Genomic DNA, 4104 nt, shown 5'->3' with positions numbered 1-4104 from the left:
CGGTCTCGCCGACGTGTCGGTGCCGACCGGTGCAGACCATATTCCGCGTGGTCTTGACGGTGTGTCGGCGGTCTCCGGGGACGGCCAGGTGCCGCGCGGTCTCGCCGGCGTGTCGGTGTCGACCGGTGCCGACCACACTCCGCGTGGTCTTGACGGTGTGTCGGCGGTCTCCGGGGACGGTGCCGGGCCGTTGGAGCGCGGCGGCGTGTCGCAGCCGGGTGCGGAGGGGGTGACGGTGGTCCAGTCGGCTGCCGGGCTCCCGGATGGTCTGGGGGTGCTGCCCGGCGGCAGGGTCCTGGGCGTCGATGCGACGGCTCGTGAGCTGTCGTCGGTGGTGGACCGGATGCGGGTGCTCGGCCTGGTCGACGACGGCGTCGCGAATGTCCTGCGGCGGTCGCTGACCCGTCCGGCGGATGCGGCCGACTTCACGCTGGCCTGGCGGGCCGCGGTCCCCGCCGCCACCGCGCGGGAGATCGCCCGCCGCTACCGGCAGGCACTGGACTCCCCGGTCACCCGGGACATGGCCGCCCGGATGGGCCTCGAGGTGAGCGCCTCGGTCGGACCCGGCGGCGCCAACCACCCCGACGACGTGGCGAAGGTGCGGCGCTTCCTGACCGACGAAGGCTTCGAGACCCCCCGCACAACGGGACTCGACCCCGCCACCGCCCTCCTCGCCGCCTACCTGAAGGACGGCGCACACAACCCGCGCCTCACCCCCGCTGACGCCGCCGCCATCCGCGACACCCTCGTCACGATCTCCGACCAGCGCTCGGCGGTCCTCGACGCGACCGAGGTCCGGGAGGCACACGACACCATCGAACGCATCGGCGCAGCATTCACCGACGCCGACGACGGGCAGCCGGTCCCGGAAGACCGGCCCCGGGAGGACCGGCAGGACCGGGAGGACCGGGAGGTGATCGAGCGCATCGGCGGGCTGTTCGAGGACGCCGGCGACGGGCAGCCGCTCCCGGACGCCCCGCCGCTGGTCGACGGCCCGCAGTATCCCGCCACGCGGGAGGTGGCCGGGCTTCGGCAGCCGCATGTCCTCGTCGCGGAGCGTCAGCTGCCGCCCACGTCCGCCGACGTGACGCCGCCGCACCCGCCCAGCCACCCCACCCCCGCCACACCGCCCGTCATGACACCGGTCGGACTCTCCTTCGCGAAGGGCTCGACCACCCTCGCCCCCAGCGTCAAGATCCGGATCATCGAGACCGCCAGAGACCTCGCCGCCACCCTCGACGCCCGCCACCGCCAGGGCCTGCAACCGCCCGTCGTCACCGTGACCGGCAGCGGCGAGGGCCGCCTCACCGCCGCAGCGACCGGCCGCGCCCGCGCCACCGCCGTCGCCGACGAACTCCACCGCCGCCTCACCGAGGAACTCGACCGCCTCGACAGCCCCGCCCACGCCACCATCCGCACCCGCACGACCGGAAGCACCGAAGCCCCCGCCGCACTCTTCCCCGGCTGGAGCGCCGACGCCCGCCGCCAGACCGCCGTCATCTCACTCGACCACACCCCCGTCGCCGACCACCTCAACCTCCTCGAGACCCGCACCGGCGTCCTGATCGGCGACCCCCGCCCCTACTCCACCGCCACCAACCAACGCCACCAGCACGCCCTCGACCACCTCCCACACCGCGACGACACCTACGTGGTAGCGATGCACATCGGCGACACCGGCGCCCCGATCAGCCCGGAGCAGCTCGCCGACGTGCTCCGCGCGGCCTACGACAGCGGGAAGCTGGACGGCAAAACGCGGATCGACTTCCTGTCCTGCCGCCTCGGCGCACTGACGGAGCGTCACGTCCCGCAGGCGCTCAGCGCATTGTGGGCCCACCAGCAGGCGAACCCCCGCCCCGGCGTGTCCGGCCCGCTCACCGGGCGGGCGCCCGTCGGCGACGTGTGGGTCCTGCCGAAGATGGTGAACGGCGAAGCCGACTTCACCACCGACCGCGAGGTCATCGTCGCCGACCACGTCGGCATCGACACCCACGGCAAACCGGTGATCGTCCTGGGCCCCGAATCGCTCTGGCGCACCTACACCCACAGCGGCGACACCGACCACACCCCCCACACCACCCTCAGCGGCGGCCACCTCACCCCCCACGGCGACACCGACCACCACCTCCCCACCGGCTACACCAACCACCGGCCCACCCACCCCACCGACCCCACCCACACCCTCCAACCACTCGACGGTGCCAGCAAATTCGGGCCGAACCGACGTGCTCTCATGGACACCCTGGCGTCGCGTCAGGCGGAGTTCGGTGATGCCGCCGTGCCGGTGCCGGTGTCGCTTGCGCCGGTGTCGGTGTTGTTCGCCCGGGGGTCGACGGAGTTGGGGGAGGGTTCGCGGGGGGTGGTCGCGGCCACGGCGCGGCGCCTCGCGCCGGAGTTGGCGGAGCGGCACCGGCAGGGCCGGGCGTTGCCGCGGGTCATGGTGACCGGTCGGGGCGACGGTAGTGCGTTGAACGGCCCAGCGCGGGCCGCGGAGACGGTGGGAGAGTTGAGGACGCGACTGCGGGAGGAGTTGGCCGCGTTGGGTGTGGACGTGGAGCCGCCTATCGATGTGGTGCTGCCGAAGCAGGTCGAGCAGGCGTTGGTCCGTCAACTCTCCACGACGATCGCGTTGGACTACGCGGGCGTCGCCGACACCTTGCACCTCCAGCACACCGAGTCGGGTGTCCTGGTGACCGGCCCGGCCAGGGACATGCCGGGTGCCCGGGGCGAGGCCCGGTCCGCGCTGGACCGCCTGCCGCAGCGTGGTGATGTCTTCGTAGTGGGCATGCACGTGGGCCGGGACGGCACTCCGGTCGGCCCGAAGGAACTGGCGGACGTGCTGCTGGCGGCGTACGACGGCGGCAGGCTGGACGGGAGGAGCCGCATCGACTTCGTGTCGTGTCGGCTCGGTTCGGTGACGGAGCGTCACGTACCGGAGGCGATGGCCGCGTTGTGGGCGCATCAGGCGGCGAATCCACGGCCGGGGGTGGCGGGTGCGTTCATTGGGCGGGCGCCGGTGGGGGATGTGTGGGTGGTGCCGAAGGTGGTCGGCGCTGTCGGGGATTTCGGTGCGGACCGGGAGGTGGTCGTCGCGGACCACGTAGGCATCGACGCCCACGGCAGGCCGGTGGTGGTCCGGAGCGAGACCTCCGTCTGGCGCACCTTCGCAGACACCGGCGAGGCCGCCCACACCGCGCGGCACCAGGACGGCGCCGATGTCCCCGAGGGCTATCGGGTGCAGCGGTCGGCGGATTCGGGTGGTCCGGGGCGGGGGTTGGAGGCGTTGGACGGTGCGGTGCGGTTCGGTCCCGACCGTCAGCCGAAGCGGTCGGCGGGGCACGGTGCGGCCCCGCATGACAGGCCCGACCCCAAGGGCCCCTCCGGTGGGCCCGAGGTCCGCTTCCTGCAGGGCGTCCCGCAGGTGTTCCAGGTGACGGCGGGCGGGAGCGGGGTGAAGGTCAACGGGAGGATCTTCGACCTGCCGAAGAAGGGGCGTGCCCGGTTCCAGGGCGCGCTGTTGGACGGTGCGCGGGTCGGTGAGAAGGTCACGTTCACCACCGCGAAGGGCCATTCGTTCAAGGTGTCTCTCATCGATGATCAGGGGCATCCGCTCCACGAGGCCGGTGACAACGTGGTCGTGTTCGGCAGGGAGGTGCTCGTGCCGGGGGCACCGGCCGACCACCCGAGGGGCGAGAAGTTCCCGGGCTGGTACGCGCGGCGGTCCGGGCCGGTGGGCCGCCGGGTGCTGGAGTGGTCCCGCACGGAAGGTGCCGATTTCACGCCCGAGGGCCACCCGACACCGTACGACGAACCGCTCGCCGTCTATCGCACCCGGCTCGCGGAGGAACGACAGGCCCCCACCACCATCACCGACCCAGTCACCGTCACCGACACCGACACCGACACCGACACCGACACTGTCGCCGACACGGTCACCGACCCGGTCACCGACCCGGCCTCCGACACGGTCGCTGCCGCTGCCGCTGCCACTGGTGCCGGTGCGGGTGCCGGGTCCGACTCCGGCCGGGTCGGGCACACGGATACGGTCCGGGTCGCGGGTGGGGCGGGTGAGCTGCTGGACCGGCTGGGCCTGGCGGTCGATCC

General features: G+C 73.0%; 1 protein-coding gene. It reads left to right on the top strand.

The window, feature by feature from the left end:
• Nucleotides 1–205: 205 nt before the first annotated feature.
• On the top strand, nucleotides 206–4104 hold a 3899-nt coding region (locus AB0K51_RS34625; RefSeq protein ID WP_363462243.1), incomplete at its 3' end, for a hypothetical protein.

The organism is Kitasatospora sp. NPDC049285 (assembly GCF_040678815.1).
Taxonomy (GTDB): Bacteria; Actinomycetota; Actinomycetes; order Streptomycetales; family Streptomycetaceae; genus Kitasatospora.
Note: the sequence above shows the minus strand (reverse complement) of the source record. Positions and strands in the feature narration are given on the sequence as shown.